This is a genomic window from Rhodothermales bacterium, assembly GCA_034439735.1.
Taxonomy (GTDB): domain Bacteria; phylum Bacteroidota; class Rhodothermia; order Rhodothermales; family JAHQVL01; genus JAWKNW01.
This window is the reverse complement of the sequence record JAWXAX010000192.1, coordinates 1-15,162: the sequence shown is the minus strand read 5'-3', so window position 1 is coordinate 15,162 and position 15,162 is coordinate 1. Positions and strand designations below refer to the sequence as shown.

14 protein-coding genes and 2 tRNA genes are annotated in these 15,162 nt (G+C 65.5%); 8 read left to right on the top strand and 8 right to left on the bottom strand.

From position 1 onward, the window contains the following. The 3 genes from SH809_14650 to SH809_14640 all read left to right on the top strand — a co-directional run. Positions 1 to 491 (top strand): toprim domain-containing protein (locus SH809_14650; GenBank protein MDZ4700944.1); only part of this gene is annotated, 491 nt, incomplete at its 5' end. 12 nt (positions 492 to 503) lie between these two features. Continuing rightward, positions 504 to 971 carry a hypothetical protein gene (locus SH809_14645; GenBank protein MDZ4700943.1) on the top strand — a complete coding sequence of 156 codons (468 nt, stop codon included), beginning with the start codon at positions 504 to 506 and terminating at the stop codon, positions 969 to 971. Between the two features lie 20 nt (positions 972 to 991). Next, positions 992 to 2,206, top strand: coding sequence for a site-specific integrase (locus tag SH809_14640; protein ID MDZ4700942.1), 1,215 nt, complete (start codon positions 992 to 994; stop codon positions 2,204 to 2,206). An 85-nt stretch (positions 2,207 to 2,291) separates the two neighbouring features. Here the strand turns inward: SH809_14640 and SH809_14635 are convergent. Beyond that, positions 2,292 to 2,364: transfer RNA gene (locus SH809_14635), tRNA-Lys, on the bottom strand. A 435-nt stretch (positions 2,365 to 2,799) separates the two neighbouring features. On the opposite strand from SH809_14635, the gene SH809_14630 reads away from it, so the two are divergent. The 3 genes from SH809_14630 (at position 2,800) to SH809_14620 (ending at position 6,497) form a co-directional block, all read left to right on the top strand. Next, positions 2,800 to 4,158, top strand: a complete 1,359-nt coding sequence (locus SH809_14630; GenBank protein MDZ4700941.1) for an amidase — start codon at positions 2,800 to 2,802, stop codon at positions 4,156 to 4,158. Positions 4,159 to 4,330: 172 nt separating this feature from the next. After that, complete coding sequence (locus tag SH809_14625) at positions 4,331 to 5,749, top strand: MATE family efflux transporter (protein MDZ4700940.1); 1,419 nt, start codon at positions 4,331 to 4,333, stop codon at positions 5,747 to 5,749. Between the two features lie 223 nt (positions 5,750 to 5,972). Further along, positions 5,973 to 6,497: a hypothetical protein gene (locus SH809_14620; protein ID MDZ4700939.1), complete on the top strand. Its 525-nt coding sequence runs from the start codon at positions 5,973 to 5,975 to the stop codon at positions 6,495 to 6,497. Positions 6,498 to 6,694: 197 nt separating this feature from the next. Here SH809_14620 and SH809_14615 read toward each other — a convergent pair whose 3' ends face one another. Then, a complete protein-coding gene (locus tag SH809_14615; GenBank protein MDZ4700938.1) occupies positions 6,695 to 7,567 on the bottom strand; it encodes a carbohydrate-binding protein in 873 nt (290 codons plus the stop codon). A 28-nt stretch (positions 7,568 to 7,595) separates the two neighbouring features. Between SH809_14615 and SH809_14610 the strand changes: the two genes are divergently transcribed. Then, positions 7,596 to 8,468 (top strand): carbohydrate-binding protein, encoded by an 873-nt coding sequence (locus SH809_14610; protein ID MDZ4700937.1) that lies wholly within the window; start codon positions 7,596 to 7,598, stop codon positions 8,466 to 8,468. 197 nt (positions 8,469 to 8,665) lie between these two features. Here the strand turns inward: SH809_14610 and SH809_14605 are convergent, their stop codons facing one another. The 3 genes from SH809_14605 to SH809_14595 all read right to left on the bottom strand — a co-directional run bounded on the left by SH809_14605 (position 8,666) and on the right by SH809_14595 (position 12,363). After that, on the bottom strand, positions 8,666 to 9,190 hold the full coding sequence (locus tag SH809_14605) for a hypothetical protein (protein MDZ4700936.1): 525 nt from the start codon (positions 9,188 to 9,190) through the stop codon (positions 8,666 to 8,668). A 223-nt stretch (positions 9,191 to 9,413) separates the two neighbouring features. Beyond that, positions 9,414 to 10,832, bottom strand: coding sequence for an MATE family efflux transporter (locus SH809_14600; protein MDZ4700935.1), 1,419 nt, complete (start codon positions 10,830 to 10,832; stop codon positions 9,414 to 9,416). A 172-nt stretch (positions 10,833 to 11,004) separates the two neighbouring features. Continuing rightward, positions 11,005 to 12,363, bottom strand: coding sequence for an amidase (locus SH809_14595; GenBank protein MDZ4700934.1), 1,359 nt, complete (start codon positions 12,361 to 12,363; stop codon positions 11,005 to 11,007). A gap of 435 nt (positions 12,364 to 12,798) precedes the next feature. Between SH809_14595 and SH809_14590 the strand changes: the two genes are divergently transcribed. After that, a tRNA-Lys gene (locus SH809_14590) sits at positions 12,799 to 12,871 on the top strand. 85 nt (positions 12,872 to 12,956) lie between these two features. On the opposite strand, the gene SH809_14585 is transcribed toward SH809_14590, so the two are convergent. The 3 genes from SH809_14585 to SH809_14575 all read right to left on the bottom strand — a co-directional run. Continuing rightward, a complete protein-coding gene (locus tag SH809_14585) occupies positions 12,957 to 14,171 on the bottom strand; it encodes a site-specific integrase (GenBank protein MDZ4700933.1) in 1,215 nt (404 codons plus the stop codon). Between the two features lie 20 nt (positions 14,172 to 14,191). After that, positions 14,192 to 14,659: a hypothetical protein gene (locus tag SH809_14580; protein MDZ4700932.1), complete on the bottom strand. Its 468-nt coding sequence runs from the start codon at positions 14,657 to 14,659 to the stop codon at positions 14,192 to 14,194. A gap of 12 nt (positions 14,660 to 14,671) precedes the next feature. Then, positions 14,672 to 15,162, bottom strand: a 491-nt coding sequence (locus SH809_14575) for a toprim domain-containing protein (protein MDZ4700931.1), incomplete at its 5' end; no start/stop codon positions are given.

Genomic DNA, 15,162 nt, shown 5'->3' with positions numbered 1-15,162 from the left:
GCGCCGGCGCCGGCCTACCCGTCATGATGGTAGAAGGCGAGTTCGACACATGGAGCGTGCAGCAGGCCGCCCCCGGGATTGTGCGCGCCGTGGCCACGGGCTCCGCAACCGGGAGCCGGCATGCCAAATGGATCGCGCGGCTGTGGCGTTCGCCCCTCGTGCTCGTCGCGTTCGACACAGACAGTGCCGGCGAAAGTGCCGCCGACTTCTGGTGCAAAACGCTCCACAACACCCTCCGATGGGCGCCCATCGGGCACGACGTGAACGCGATGCTCACGGGGGGCCTCGACATCCTCGCGTGGGTGCGGGCCGGGATCGGGGCCGCACAGCACGGCCGGCACTCGCCACGCATGCGACCTGGCCAGCAGCGGCGGAGCATCGCCACCACCTACCCCACTTTGCCTTGCGCCGCGCCCGGCTCCGTGACCGCTTGCAGACCTTCATCGCCGGCGAGCAATGGCGCGTCTCGCCCTGACACCGGCATCACCTGAACCCCTGACGAGATGCACGCCATCATGAATACCCAGGGACCCCATAACGACCCCGCCGGCGCCTTCTACGAAGCGATCGCCGAGGCGGTGATCCGCAAGCTGGAAGAACGTCAGCGCGCGGCGCCGGGCGGCGGAGCGCTCTTCAACGGAGAAATACCCGTGAACGCCATCGACCTGGAACAGCTGGGCGCCCGAGGCCTGGAGCTCATGCGCGCCTACACCGCGAAGGAGGTTGCCGAGATCCTGGGCACGCCTCGTGTCGAATCCGTGTACGAGATCCCGGAGGCGGAGCTGCCACGCGTTCGGCGCGTCGGTAAGGGGTTTGGATACCTGGGTATCAACGTGTTATGCTACATGGCCGGCCAGCCACCCATCGACCTGGAGGCCGCCATCGAGGCGTACCGCCAGCGGCTCAATGACGCACGGGGCAACATCCTGCCGATGAGCCTCGCCAGCGAAGGCCTCACCCGCGTTCTCTAACCGTTACCGCGCAAACAGCCATGCCCTACAAACGAAGCGGATCCCCTTACTACCAGGTTCGGCGCCGCCGGCTCGTCGGTTATGGCGACACGGGCGTCTTGTCCTCGAAGGTGGCCAGCAAGAAGCTGGCACGCGACATGGAGCGCGTGCTCGACGAACTCGCCCAGAAAGCGCTCGAAGACTCGTCATGGTACGGCCTCCTGGATGCCGTGTGCCGGGCGAAGGCCGTGCCGCTGCCCGACCTCCTGAAAGCGCGCAACGTCGGCACCCTGGAGGGCCTCAAGCGGAGCCTGACCGATCCCACGCTAGCCGAGGCCATCGCGGCCTACCAGCGCGCAGCACCGCAGAACCGTTCCGCTATCATCGGGCTGCGCATGCTCATGCAGTACGCGCCAGCCGGCATGCGCCTGGGTGACCTCACATCGAAGGCGATCACCCGGCTGTGCGTGGATGCGGAGGAAGCCGGCCGCAAGCGCAACACCGTGCGCCGCTCCATGCTTCGCGGGATTTCGCTCCTCCTGCGATTCCACCTGGGCAACGCGGAGCGAGACCGGATATTTGCAGACGTCGTCTTCCATGGCGAGAACGACACTCGGGAAGTTCACCTGACGCCGGCGGAGCTGCGCCGCCTCTTCGCGGCCTGCTTAGAGCTGGGCTACGGCGAACTCGGAACGGTCCTCCGCATTGCCCTCCTCACCTCTGCCGACCGTGGCGTCCTCCTGGCGGGGGAGAACATGGGGCAGAAGCTCCGAGGCCTGCGGGTGCGAGACCTGACCATTTTCCTCGACGGGACATCGGGGCTCTACACCGGGGAGGTATTCCTGAACGACACCAAGACGAAAAGCCGGAGCCGGAGCGTGCCGCTCACCGATAGCCTGTGCCGTGAGCTCCTGGTGTGCTGCAAGGGCAAGGACCCGGACGACACCGTCTTCGAGATGAAGTATCAGCAGCTGGACTACCAGTGGAAGGCCGTGCGGCGTCTGGCGGGCCTGCGTGGCGTGCGCTTCAAGGACATGCGTTCACAAACCGCCATCTACGCGGAGGAAGCCGGCGTCCCCCAGACGATCATCCAGAAAACCCTGGGCCATGCGAGCGAAGCCATGACGCGGCGATATCAGCAGCGTGCGGCCGTCCTCAGCTCCGCCCAGGCGGAAGCCATCGAGGCGGCGATGTTCGCACAGGATGAAAACACCGTAGCGGGCGAAAGTGAAAACAAACGCTCACAATCGGGCTAACAATGAACGAAACCACCCCAAACTAGAAACCCCGCAAGCCATTGATAAACAACGACTTGCGGGGAATGCTGGCAGTAAACTTCGGTGCCTCCGCAAGGGCTCGAACCTTGGACCCGCTGATTAAGAGTCAGCTGCTCTACCAACTGAGCTACAGAGGCGAAAGATGGTTTAAGGTGGCAGGCTCGAGGTTTAAGGGGTGTTGCATCCGCGCACCGAGCCGGCGACCGTGGGCATACCACGTCCGAAGCCAGCGCTGGTTCCAGGGGATAAGGGACGGGTGCAGGAAGAGGGCCGAGTGACGAAGGGAGAGGCTTGATGGGAAGCCTTCATCACCGCGAGCGCAGCGAGCCTCCTGATCCAAAAGCGCCTAACCGCGAGCGAAGCGAGCCCCTGCCGTATCTTCCAGAGAGAAGTGCAGGACGGGAGCCATACCCACTATAGTCTCCCGTCCTTTTCAAGATGTGCTTCGGAAAGATGTGCTTTTTCCGTTCGTTCGTTCTTAATATCGCACATGCTTAAGCCCGATACTATCGGGGTTTTGAATCCACTTTATGACGTCAGAATCCCCTACACACCTGTCTGCAAAAGCGCACGTGACCACGGACCTTTCGTTACCCGACCTCGCCGGCGCGCTCCGCGCGGGCCGTCTGAGCAGCCGCCAGCTCGTCGCCTCGGCGCTGGAACGCATCCTGGACCCCGCCGGCGAGGGCTCACGCGCGTTTGTGCAGGTGAATGATGTCGCGGCGTTTGCAGCCGCCGAGGACGCTGACGCCCGGATCGCGGCCGGCCGCGATGGGCTCCCTCTCCTCGGACTGCCTATCTCCATCAAAGACCTGTTCGATGTCGCCGGCGAAACAACTCGTGCCGGATCTGTCCTCCTGGCCGATCAGCCGCCGGCCGATCGCGACGCCCCCGCCATCAACCGCCTCCGGGCCGCCGGCGCCATCTTTATCGGCCGGACGAACATGACGGAGTTTGCCTTTTCGGGCCTCGGGATCAACCCGCACTACGGCACGCCGGCCGCTCCGTACGACCGCGCGAACGTCCGCCGCATCCCCGGGGGGTCGACCTCCGGCGGCGCGGTGTCTGTGGCCGATGGGATGGCCGCGGCGGCGATCGGGACGGATACGGGGGGCTCGACACGCATCCCGCCGGCGTTCTGCGGGCTCGTCGGGTTTAAACCGACCGCCCGGCGGATCTCCACCGAAGGCGTTTTCCCCCTGGCGCCCAGCCTGGACTCTGTCGGCCCCATCGGGCGCACGGTGGCGTGTTGCGTGGTGCTGGACCAGGTGATGAGCGGCGCGCCGGTTCGCTCCCTCGACCCGCTTCCGCTCCGCGGCCGGCGCTTTTTGCTCCCCACCAACGAGGTGTTGGACGACCTGGATGCCCCCGTCGCCAGCGCCTTCCTGCGGACCCTCGCCCGGATGCGCGACGCCGGCGCCGAGATCGTCGAGCGCCGGTTCGAGGCGCTGGATATGCTGGCGGAAGGGCGAACGTACGGGCCGCTCGCCCCCGTCGAGGCCTACGCCGTCCACCGCCGCTGGTACCACGCCCGACAGGCGGACTACGACCCGCGCGTCCACATGCGCATGGCGGCCGGCGTGGGGTTCAAGGCCGCGGAGTACATGGACATCCTGGCCTGGCGCCGGCGGTTCATCGAACGCGCCGAACGCGAGCTGGCCGGCTACGACGCGTACATCATGCCGACCGTCCCCATGATCCCCCCGCCCATCGCCGATATCATCGAAGGTGACGACGCCCACTACCTCGCCGTCAACACCCGCGCGCTGCGCAACACGTCCATCGTAAACGCGCTGGACGGCTGCGCCCTCACCATCCCCTGCCACCGCGCCGGCGAGGCGCCAGCCGGGTTCACCGTCGCCGGCAGCGCCCTGCAGGACGAGCGCGTGCTACAGCTCGGCCTGAGCGTTGAGGCCGTGCTGGCGGCCTAGATGGGAAAAGGGTTTAAGGTTCGAAGTTCAAGGTTTAAGGAAGTGATTCCTTGTACGTTAGACCTTGAACCGTCCCCGTTCACACATTTTTCTCACATATACTCTGAACCCTTTGCCGGCGGCGGACCGTTTAGGGGGGCTCGTTCAGGCCTCTCATCGCTCCGCCGTCGGTATGTTATCAGATCTGACTACCCCTTCCCCCGTACCGCGGCGGTTCTTGTCCGAATTGAAGGACATGTTTCAGGGCAAGCCGCGGGATTTCACGACCGGCAGCCTGGGCCGCGCGATCGTCCTCCTCGCCATTCCGATGGTGCTGGAGATGATCATGCAATCCATCTTCGGAGTGGTGGACGTCTACTTCGTCGGCAAGCTCGGGGCGGATGCCGTGGCGGCGGTGGGGATGACGGATTCGTTGATGGTGCTGCTGTTCGCCGTCGGGATGGGGATCGCGATGTCGGCGGCGGCGATGGTGGCGCGGCGCATCGGAGAGAAAAAGCCCGAGGAAGCGGGCATCGCCGCCATCCAGGCGTTGATCGCGGGCGCGATCGTGTCCGTGCCGGTCGCCGTCCTGGGCGTCCTGTTCGCGCCGGAGTTGCTGGGGATCATGGGCGCCACGGAATCGGTGATCGCGATCGGGTCCGGGTACTGTGCGATCGCCTTCGGGTCCAACATCCTCATCCTCTACCTTTTTATCATCAACGCCATCTTTCGCGGCGCCGGCGACGCCGCGAAGGCGATGCGGGTGTTGTGGCTGGCGAACATCTTCAATCTTATCCTGGACCCGATGTTCATCTTCGGCTGGGGGCCCATCCCGGAGATGGGCGTCACCGGGGCGGCCGTGGCCACAGCGATTGGCCGCGGAATCGGGGTAGCGTACCAGCTTTCGTTGTTATTCAAAGGAACGGGGCATCTGCGGGTGTCACGAAGCCAGCTGCGGGTCGATCCGGAGATGATGCGCCGGCTGGCCCGGGTCGCCAGTCCCGGCATCGTGCAGTACCTCGTCGGGACCGCCAGCTGGATGATGCTCTTCCGCATCCTCGCCTCGTTCGGGAGCGACGCGCTGGCCGGCTACACGATCGCGATCCGGATCATCCTCTTCGCCCTGCTGCCGTCGTGGGGCATGGGGAACGCCGCGGCGACGCTGGTCGGGCAGAACCTGGGAGCACGCCGGCCGGATCGCGCAGAGCGCGCCGTCTGGTTCGCCTGCGGGGCGAATGCCGTGTTTCTGGGTCTCGTCGCGGTGGGGATGTATGTCTTCGCCGAACGGCTCATCCGCCTGTTCACCACCGAGGCCGCAGCCGTCGCTTTCGGGGTGGACTGCCTCCACATCGTCAGCTATACCTACATCCTGTTCGCCTTTGGGATGGTGATCGTCTCGTCGTTCAACGGCGCCGGCGACACCCGCACCCCCACCTGGATCAATGTGGTCAGCTACTGGATGCTCCAGCTGCCCATCGCCTATTTCCTGTCGCACAACGCCGGAATGGGCCCGCGCGGCGCCTTCATCGCCATCGCCGTAGCCCAGGCCGCGCTGGCGGGGATCGCGATCCTGCTGTTCCGGCGCGGGACGTGGAAGCAGCAGATCGTGTAGCAACTCCTGCCGGTTCGTCAACGCGGCAAATCGAGTACGAGAAATCTCTTACTCCTGCATTTGCACCACACTCCCATACTCCCCCCCTTCACGTCTCCATAACGATAGCATAACACTGGAGTAACAGCGCGCCGGCCAAAATCCTGCATAGTACACCCGTTCCTATCCCCGGGTTTTTGGCCCTCTACCGCCATGTTTCCACCTTGCTAACTCCAGAATGCTCATGGTATCACGTTTCCGTTTCGGCGCAGCCATGGCTGTGCTGTTTTTTTCGCTCTGTGTGCCGCTGGCCTCGACGCAGTCGCTCCGTCTGACGCAGATTGGCGTGATCGGCGCGACGACGCCGGCGCTGCCGACCATCTCCAGCCCGCGCGGCGTGGTGGTGATGGATGACGTGGCAAGTATCGTGCAGGCCGAGATCGACGCCCTCACCGCCGCCGGCGTCACCAAGATCATCCTCATCAGCCACCTGCAGGGCATCGAGCAGGACCTGGAGCTGATCCCGATGCTCAGCGGCCTGGACATCGCCATCGCCGGCGGCGGCGACGAACTCCTCGCCAACAACGACGACGTGCTCGTCCCGGGCGACGGCACCCCGTTTGGCCCCTACCCGCTGCGCGTCGCCAACGCCGACGGCGTGGACGTGCCGGTGGTGTTCGATGCCGGCCAACTGCCGAGCGGCGCCTACTTCCTCCAGTACACGACGCCGGAAGGGACGTTTAGCCGGCAGATGCTGTTGATGAAGTAAGGCGGCTGTAACCATCCGCACGTCATCCCGAGCCCGTCGAGGGACCTCCCGATTTTCCGAGAGGTCCTTCGACAAGCTCAGGATGACCACTTTTTTTGGCGGTGCTTGCTGTGTACGAGTACGATGTTGTCCCCTCCACCCTGCGACTCCTCCGGTTGTGCCGGCGTCGCTCAGGGCAGGCACTCCCATACCCCACCCTACCTCCCCATTTCAACCCTTAGCCAGTCCAGCCGGGCAAGGGGATGGCCGGTATCCTGGGCGGCGCGAAAGACGACGAACAGGTCGTGCACGCCTTCTGTGGCCTGCACCGCGGCGCGGAATTCTCCTTCCTGCGCGCCGGCTGTGATCGTCCCCACCAGCGGTCCATCCGGGGCGTCGAGGCGGAGCTCGAGCTGGCCGGGGGCGGTTCCGGTAGCCGGCGGAAGGGTGAACGCGGTGATGGCTGCGACGCCAGTGAGGTCGATCCCATCAAAGGCGATAAACGAGCCGTCGTACGCCCGCGCGATGGCGTCGTTGGCGACGAGGACGCGCTCGGACCGGTCGAACGCCTCGGCCTCGATCTTCGGGTGGCGGAGCACGATGAGCTGCTGCCCGGTGATCGGCTCGATGCCTTCGGCGCCGGCATCGGTGTAGGAGGCGCGGACGAAGTACATCCCTTCTGAATTCTCGGCGCGGCGGTGGGCGTCGAGCCGGTAGGTGCCGGCGGCCGGCAGCCGGCGCACGGCCGGGGCGTCGGCGCCGAGCGAGCGGATGTAGCGAACCATTGCGCGGGCGTCTTCTTCAGCCAGCTGGGGGTGGGCGGCCATCGCCTGTTCGCCCCACACCCCACCGCCGCCCTGGATGATCTTCTGGACGAGGTAGTCCTCCGCCTCGGCCTGGCCGGCATACCGTTTCGCCACCTCCTGGTAGCTGGGACCGATGGACGGCTTGTCGACGACGTGGCACGCCAGGCAGTCGCTCCCTTCGATGAGACGCTGGCCAACGGAAAAGCCCGAGACGGCGTCGGCCTGGCGGTGGCCCTGCTCGACCAGCGTGCGGTCAAAGCCCTGCTCGAGGTAATCGACCTGCATCACCACCGCGCCGGCCGGCGCGGTGGTGATGCAGGTCGATTACCTCGAGCAGGGCTTTGACCGCACGCTGGTCGAGCAGGGCCACCGCCAGGCCGACGCCGTCTCGGGCTTTTCCGTTGGCCAGCGTCTCATCGAAGGGAGCGACTGCCTGGCGTGCCACGTCGTCGACAAGCCGTCCATCGGTCCCAGCTACCAGGAGGTGGCGAAACGGTATGCCGGCCAGGCCGAGGCGGAGGACTACCTCGTCCAGAAGATCATCCAGGGCGGCGGTGGGGTGTGGGGCGAACAGGCGATGGCCGCCCACCCCCAGCTGGCTGAAGAAGACGCCCGCGCAATGGTTCGCTACATCCGCTCGCTCGGCGCCGACGCCCCGGCCGTGCGCCGGCTGCCGGCCGCCGGCACCTACCGGCTCGACGCCCACCGCCGCGCCGAGAATTCAGAAGGGATGTACTTCGTCCGCGCCTCCTACACCGATGCCGGCGCCGAAGGCATCGAGCCGATCACCGGGCAGCAGCTCATCGTGCTCCGCCACCCGAAGATCGAGGCCGAGGCGTTCGACCGGTCCGAGCGCGTCCTCGTCGCCAACGACGCCATCGCGCGGGCGTACGACGGCTCGTTTATCGCCTTTGATGGGATCGACCTCACTGGCGTCGCAGCCATCACCGCGTTCACCCTTCCGCCGGCTACCGGAACCGCCCCCGGCCAGCTCGAGCTCCGCCTCGACGCCCCGGATGGACCGCTGGTGGGGACGATCACAGCCGGCGCGCAGGAAGGAGAATTCCGCGCCGCGGTGCAGGCCACAGAAGGCGTGCACGACCTGTTCGTCGTCTTTCGCGCCGCCCAGGATACCGGCCATCCCCTTGCCCGGCTGGACTGGCTAAGGGTTGAAATGGGGAGGTAGGGTGGGGTATGGGAGTGCCTGCCCTGAGCGACGCCGGCACAACCGGAGGAGTCGCAGGGTGGAGGGGACAACATCGTACTCGTACACAGCAAGCACCGCCAAAAAAAGTGGTCATCCTGAGCTTGTCGAAGGACCTCTCGGAAAATCGGGAGGTCCCTCGACGGGCTCGGGATGACGTGCGGATGGTTACAGCCGCCTTACTTCATCAACAGCATCTGCCGGCTAAACGTCCCTTCCGGCGTCGTGTACTGGAGGAAGTAGGCGCCGCTCGGCAGTTGGCCGGCATCGAACACCACCGGCACGTCCACGCCGTCGGCGTTGGCGACGCGCAGCGGGTAGGGGCCAAACGGGGTGCCGTCGCCCGGGACGAGCACGTCGTCGTTGTTGGCGAGGAGTTCGTCGCCGCCGCCGGCGATGGCGATGTCCAGGCCGCTGAGCATCGGGATCAGCTCCAGGTCCTGCTCGATGCCCTGCAGGTGGCTGATGAGGATGATCTTGGTGACGCCGGCGGCGGTGAGGGCGTCGATCTCGGCCTGCACGATACTTGCCACGTCATCCATCACCACCACGCCGCGCGGGCTGGAGATGGTCGGCAGCGCCGGCGTCGTCGCGCCGATCACGCCAATCTGCGTCAGACGGAGCGACTGCGTCGAGGCCAGCGGCACACAGAGCGAAAAAAACAGCACAGCCATGGCTGCGCCGAAACGGAAACGTGATACCATGAGCATTCTGGAGTTAGCAAGGTGGAAACATGGCGGTAGAGGGCCAAAAACCCGGGGATAGGAACGGGTGTACTATGCAGGATTTTGGCCGGCGCGCTGTTACTCCAGTGTTATGCTATCGTTATGGAGACGTGAAGGGGGGGAGTATGGGAGTGTGGTGCAAATGCAGGAGTAAGAGATTTCTCGTACTCGATTTGCCGCGTTGACGAACCGGCAGGAGTTGCTACACGATCTGCTGCTTCCACGTCCCGCGCCGGAACAGCAGGATCGCGATCCCCGCCAGCGCGGCCTGGGCTACGGCGATGGCGATGAAGGCGCCGCGCGGGCCCATTCCGGCGTTGTGCGACAGGAAATAGGCGATGGGCAGCTGGAGCATCCAGTAGCTGACCACATTGATCCAGGTGGGGGTGCGGGTGTCGCCGGCGCCGTTGAACGACGAGACGATCACCATCCCAAAGGCGAACAGGATGTAGGTATAGCTGACGATGTGGAGGCAGTCCACCCCGAAAGCGACGGCTGCGGCCTCGGTGGTGAACAGGCGGATGAGCCGTTCGGCGAAGACATACATCCCCACCGCGACGAGACCCAGAAACACGGCATTCGCCCCGCAGGCGAACCAGACGGCGCGCTCTGCGCGATCCGGCCGGCGTGCTCCCAGGTTCTGCCCGACCAGCGTCGCCGCGGCGTTCCCCATGCCCCACGACGGCAGCAGGGCGAAGAGGATGATCCGGATCGCGATCGTGTAGCCGGCCAGCGCGTCGCTCCCGAACGAGGCGAGGATGCGGAAGAGCATCATCCAGCTGGCGGTCCCGACGAGGTACTGCACGATGCCGGGACTGGCGACCCGGGCCAGCCGGCGCATCATCTCCGGATCGACCCGCAGCTGGCTTCGTGACACCCGCAGATGCCCCGTTCCTTTGAATAACAACGAAAGCTGGTACGCTACCCCGATTCCGCGGCCAATCGCTGTGGCCACGGCCGCCCCGGTGACGCCCATCTCCGGGATGGGCCCCCAGCCGAAGATGAACATCGGGTCCAGGATAAGATTGAAGATGTTCGCCAGCCACAACACCCGCATCGCCTTCGCGGCGTCGCCGGCGCCGCGAAAGATGGCGTTGATGATAAAAAGGTAGAGGATGAGGATGTTGGACCCGAAGGCGATCGCACAGTACCCGGACCCGATCGCGATCACCGATTCCGTGGCGCCCATGATCCCCAGCAACTCCGGCGCGAACAGGACGCCCAGGACGGCGACCGGCACGGACACGATCGCGCCCGCGATCAACGCCTGGATGGCGGCGATGCCCGCTTCCTCGGGCTTTTTCTCTCCGATGCGCCGCGCCACCATCGCCGCCGCCGACATCGCGATCCCCATCCCGACGGCGAACAGCAGCACCATCAACGAATCCGTCATCCCCACCGCCGCCACGGCATCCGCCCCGAGCTTGCCGACGAAGTAGACGTCCACCACTCCGAAGATGGATTGCATGATCATCTCCAGCACCATCGGAATGGCGAGGAGGACGATCGCGCGGCCCAGGCTGCCGGTCGTGAAATCCCGCGGCTTGCCCTGAAACATGTCCTTCAATTCGGACAAGAACCGCCGCGGTACGGGGGAAGGGGTAGTCAGATCTGATAACATACCGACGGCGGAGCGATGAGAGGCCTGAACGAGCCCCCCTAAACGGTCCGCCGCCGGCAAAGGGTTCAGAGTATATGTGAGAAAAATGTGTGAACGGGGACGGTTCAAGGTCTAACGTACAAGGAATCACTTCCTTAAACCTTGAACTTCGAACCTTAAACCCTTTTCCCATCTAGGCCGCCAGCACGGCCTCAACGCTCAGGCCGAGCTGTAGCACGCGCTCGTCCTGCAGGGCGCTGCCGGCGACGGTGAACCCGGCTGGCGCCTCGCCGGCGCGGTGGCAGGGGATGGTGAGGGCGCAGCCGTCCAGCGCGTTTACGATGGACGTGTTGCGCAGCGCGCGGGTGTTGACGGCGAGGTAGTGGGCGTCGTCACCTTCGATGATATCGGCGATGGGCGGGGGGATCATGGGGACGGTCGGCATGATGTACGCGTCGTAGCCGGCCAGCTCGCGTTCGGCGCGTTCGATGAACCGCCGGCGCCAGGCCAGGATGTCCATGTACTCCGCGGCCTTGAACCCCACGCCGGCCGCCATGCGCATGTGGACGCGCGGGTCGTAGTCCGCCTGTCGGGCGTGGTACCAGCGGCGGTGGACGGCGTAGGCCTCGACGGGGGCGAGCGGCCCGTACGTTCGCCCTTCCGCCAGCATATCCAGCGCCTCGAACCGGCGCTCGACGATCTCGGCGCCGGCGTCGCGCATCCGGGCGAGGGTCCGCAGGAAGGCGCTGGCGACGGGGGCATCCAGGTCGTCCAACACCTCGTTGGTGGGGAGCAAAAAGCGCCGGCCGCGGAGCGGAAGCGGGTCGAGGGAGCGAACCGGCGCGCCGCTCATCACCTGGTCCAGCACCACGCAACACGCCACCGTGCGCCCGATGGGGCCGACAGAGTCCAGGCTGGGCGCCAGGGGGAAAACGCCTTCGGTGGAGATCCGCCGGGCGGTCGGTTTAAACCCGACGAGCCCGCAGAACGCCGGCGGGATGCGTGTCGAGCCCCCCGTATCCGTCCCGATCGCCGCCGCGGCCATCCCATCGGCCACAGACACCGCGCCGCCGGAGGTCGACCCCCCGGGGATGCGGCGGACGTTCGCGCGGTCGTACGGAGCGGCCGGCGTGCCGTAGTGCGGGTTGATCCCGAGGCCCGAAAAGGCAAACTCCGTCATGTTCGTCCGGCCGATAAAGATGGCGCCGGCGGCCCGGAGGCGGTTGATGGCGGGGGCGTCGCGATCGGCCGGCGGCTGATCGGCCAGGAGGACAGATCCGGCACGAGTTGTTTCGCCGGCGACATCGAACAGGTCTTTGATGGAGATAGGCAGTCCGAGGAGAGGGAGCCCATCGCGGCCGGCCGCGATCCGGGCGTCAGCGTCCTCGGCGGCTGCAAACGCCGCGACATCATTCACCTGCACAAACGCGCGTGAGCCCTCGCCGGCGGGGTCCAGGATGCGTTCCAGCGCCGAGGCGACGAGCTGGCGGCTGCTCAGACGGCCCGCGCGGAGCGCGCCGGCGAGGTCGGGTAACGAAAGGTCCGTGGTCACGTGCGCTTTTGCAGACAGGTGTGTAGGGGATTCTGACGTCATAAAGTGGATTCAAAACCCCGATAGTATCGGGCTTAAGCATGTGCGATATTAAGAACGAACGAACGGAAAAAGCACATCTTTCCGAAGCACATCTTGAAAAGGACGGGAGACTATAGTGGGTATGGCTCCCGTCCTGCACTTCTCTCTGGAAGATACGGCAGGGGCTCGCTTCGCTCGCGGTTAGGCGCTTTTGGATCAGGAGGCTCGCTGCGCTCGCGGTGATGAAGGCTTCCCATCAAGCCTCTCCCTTCGTCACTCGGCCCTCTTCCTGCACCCGTCCCTTATCCCCTGGAACCAGCGCTGGCTTCGGACGTGGTATGCCCACGGTCGCCGGCTCGGTGCGCGGATGCAACACCCCTTAAACCTCGAGCCTGCCACCTTAAACCATCTTTCGCCTCTGTAGCTCAGTTGGTAGAGCAGCTGACTCTTAATCAGCGGGTCCAAGGTTCGAGCCCTTGCGGAGGCACCGAAGTTTACTGCCAGCATTCCCCGCAAGTCGTTGTTTATCAATGGCTTGCGGGGTTTCTAGTTTGGGGTGGTTTCGTTCATTGTTAGCCCGATTGTGAGCGTTTGTTTTCACTTTCGCCCGCTACGGTGTTTTCATCCTGTGCGAACATCGCCGCCTCGATGGCTTCCGCCTGGGCGGAGCTGAGGACGGCCGCACGCTGCTGATATCGCCGCGTCATGGCTTCGCTCGCATGGCCCAGGGTTTTCTGGATGATCGTCTGGGGGACGCCGGCTTCCTCCGCGTAGATGGCGGTTTGTGAACGCATGTCCTTGAAGCGCACGCCACGCAGGCCCGCCAGACGCCGCACGGCCTTCCACTGGTAGTCCAGCTGCTGATACTTCATCTCGAAGACGGTGTCGTCCGGGTCCTTGCCCTTGCAGCACACCAGGAGCTCACGGCACAGGCTATCGGTGAGCGGCACGCTCCGGCTCCGGCTTTTCGTCTTGGTGTCGTTCAGGAATACCTCCCCGGTGTAGAGCCCCGATGTCCCGTCGAGGAAAATGGTCAGGTCTCGCACCCGCAGGCCTCGGAGCTTCTGCCCCATGTTCTCCCCCGCCAGGAGGACGCCACGGTCGGCAGAGGTGAGGAGGGCAATGCGGAGGACCGTTCCGAGTTCGCCGTAGCCCAGCTCTAAGCAGGCCGCGAAGAGGCGGCGCAGCTCCGCCGGCGTCAGGTGAACTTCCCGAGTGTCGTTCTCGCCATGGAAGACGACGTCTGCAAATATCCGGTCTCGCTCCGCGTTGCCCAGGTGGAATCGCAGGAGGAGCGAAATCCCGCGAAGCATGGAGCGGCGCACGGTGTTGCGCTTGCGGCCGGCTTCCTCCGCATCCACGCACAGCCGGGTGATCGCCTTCGATGTGAGGTCACCCAGGCGCATGCCGGCTGGCGCGTACTGCATGAGCATGCGCAGCCCGATGATAGCGGAACGGTTCTGCGGTGCTGCGCGCTGGTAGGCCGCGATGGCCTCGGCTAGCGTGGGATCGGTCAGGCTCCGCTTGAGGCCCTCCAGGGTGCCGACGTTGCGCGCTTTCAGGAGGTCGGGCAGCGGCACGGCCTTCGCCCGGCACACGGCATCCAGGAGGCCGTACCATGACGAGTCTTCGAGCGCTTTCTGGGCGAGTTCGTCGAGCACGCGCTCCATGTCGCGTGCCAGCTTCTTGCTGGCCACCTTCGAGGACAAGACGCCCGTGTCGCCATAACCGACGAGCCGGCGGCGCCGAACCTGGTAGTAAGGGGATCCGCTTCGTTTGTAGGGCATGGCTGTTTGCGCGGTAACGGTTAGAGAACGCGGGTGAGGCCTTCGCTGGCGAGGCTCATCGGCAGGATGTTGCCCCGTGCGTCATTGAGCCGCTGGCGGTACGCCTCGATGGCGGCCTCCAGGTCGATGGGTGGCTGGCCGGCCATGTAGCATAACACGTTGATACCCAGGTATCCAAACCCCTTACCGACGCGCCGAACGCGTGGCAGCTCCGCCTCCGGGATCTCGTACACGGATTCGACACGAGGCGTGCCCAGGATCTCGGCAACCTCCTTCGCGGTGTAGGCGCGCATGAGCTCCAGGCCTCGGGCGCCCAGCTGTTCCAGGTCGATGGCGTTCACGGGTATTTCTCCGTTGAAGAGCGCTCCGCCGCCCGGCGCCGCGCGCTGACGTTCTTCCAGCTTGCGGATCACCGCCTCGGCGATCGCTTCGTAGAAGGCGCCGGCGGGGTCGTTATGGGGTCCCTGGGTATTCATGATGGCGTGCATCTCGTCAGGGGTTCAGGTGATGCCGGTGTCAGGGCGAGACGCGCCATTGCTCGCCGGCGATGAAGGTCTGCAAGCGGTCACGGAGCCGGGCGCGGCGCAAGGCAAAGTGGGGTAGGTGGTGGCGATGCTCCGCCGCTGCTGGCCAGGTCGCATGCGTGGCGAGTGCCGGCCGTGCTGTGCGGCCCCGATCCCGGCCCGCACCCACGCGAGGATGTCGAGGCCCCCCGTGAGCATCGCGTTCACGTCGTGCCCGATGGGCGCCCATCGGAGGGTGTTGTGGAGCGTTTTGCACCAGAAGTCGGCGGCACTTTCGCCGGCACTGTCTGTGTCGAACGCGACGAGCACGAGGGGCGAACGCCACAGCCGCGCGATCCATTTGGCATGCCGGCTCCCGGTTGCGGAGCCCGTGGCCACGGCGCGCACAATCCCGGGGGCGGCCTGCTGCACGCTCCATGTGTCGAACTCGCCTTCTACCATCATGACGGGTAGGCCGGCGCCGGCGC

Excerpts from the sequence above, each read along its gene's own strand:
- SH809_14610 (MDZ4700937.1), top strand. The coding sequence starts at position 7,596 with ATGCAGGTCGATTACCTCGAGCAGGGCTTTGACCGCACGCTGGTCGAG.
- SH809_14600 (MDZ4700935.1), bottom strand. The coding sequence starts at position 10,832 with ATGTTATCAGATCTGACTACCCCTTCCCCCGTACCGCGGCGGTTCTTG.
- SH809_14615 (MDZ4700938.1), bottom strand. The coding sequence starts at position 7,567 with ATGCAGGTCGATTACCTCGAGCAGGGCTTTGACCGCACGCTGGTCGAG.
- SH809_14585 (MDZ4700933.1), bottom strand. The coding sequence starts at position 14,171 with ATGCCCTACAAACGAAGCGGATCCCCTTACTACCAGGTTCGGCGCCGC.
- SH809_14645 (MDZ4700943.1), top strand. The coding sequence starts at position 504 with ATGCACGCCATCATGAATACCCAGGGACCCCATAACGACCCCGCCGGC.
- SH809_14580 (MDZ4700932.1), bottom strand. The coding sequence starts at position 14,659 with ATGCACGCCATCATGAATACCCAGGGACCCCATAACGACCCCGCCGGC.
- SH809_14605 (MDZ4700936.1), bottom strand. The coding sequence starts at position 9,190 with ATGGTATCACGTTTCCGTTTCGGCGCAGCCATGGCTGTGCTGTTTTTT.
- SH809_14625 (MDZ4700940.1), top strand. The coding sequence starts at position 4,331 with ATGTTATCAGATCTGACTACCCCTTCCCCCGTACCGCGGCGGTTCTTG.
- SH809_14620 (MDZ4700939.1), top strand. The coding sequence starts at position 5,973 with ATGGTATCACGTTTCCGTTTCGGCGCAGCCATGGCTGTGCTGTTTTTT.
- SH809_14640 (MDZ4700942.1), top strand. The coding sequence starts at position 992 with ATGCCCTACAAACGAAGCGGATCCCCTTACTACCAGGTTCGGCGCCGC.